Below are 775 nucleotides of genomic sequence, written 5' to 3'. Positions count from 1 at the left end.
TATGGGAGATGTGGGGCGCCTTACTTCATGGAGGAAAATTATTGATACCCAGTGTAGAACAAACTAAAGATTTATATTTATTTTTTGATTTATGCTATAAAAATAATCTTACGGTATTATGTAAAACCCCTACAGCCTTTTACCAGTTTATAGAAGTGGGTTTATCTAAGGATGTGAATCTTTCTAAACTTCGTTATGTCATCTTTGCAGGCGAGGCCTTGAACTTTGCTTCTTTGGAGCCTTGGTATGGTCGCTATCCTGAGAGTCCAAGTTTAATCAATATGTATGGTACAACTGAGACTACAGTTCATGCGAGTTATAGAGTGCTTGATTCGGGAGAATTAGGGAATTCGTCTATGGTAGGAAAAAGTATTCCGGATCAACGGATTTATGTGTTGAATGAGTATTTACGTCCGGTACCCGTAGGAGCCGTAGGAGAATTGTATATTGGAGGGGCCGGTTTATCAAGAGGGTATTTAAATCTTGTAGAGCTTACAGAGGAGCGTTTTCTATTGAATCCTTTCCAGAGTGAAGAAGAGAAAGCAATAGGTTATAATGATCGTATGTATAAGACGGGGGATTTAGGCCGTTATCTTGCTGGAGGAGATTTGGAATATATAGGCAGAAATGACTTCCAGGTTAAAATAAGAGGATTTAGGATAGAATTAGGAGAGATAGAAAACGCCTTATTGAGCTATGAAGGTATTCGTCAAAGTGTTGTACTGGCAAAGGAGAATAGTTCAGGGTTAAAATACTTAGTAGGTTATTATGTGTC

The 775-nt window shown here is 38.2% G+C and carries 1 protein-coding gene; it reads left to right on the top strand.

Going from position 1 to position 775, the window contains the following annotated elements; genetic code table 11:
• On the top strand, positions 1–775 hold a 775-nt coding region (locus CHRY9293_RS18425), incomplete at both ends, for an AMP-binding protein (RefSeq protein ID WP_162034311.1).

The sequence above is a fragment of the Chryseobacterium potabilaquae genome, assembly GCF_902728265.1.
GTDB classification, from domain to species: domain Bacteria; phylum Bacteroidota; class Bacteroidia; order Flavobacteriales; family Weeksellaceae; genus Chryseobacterium; species Chryseobacterium potabilaquae.
Note: the sequence above shows the minus strand (reverse complement) of the source record. Positions and strands in the feature narration are given on the sequence as shown.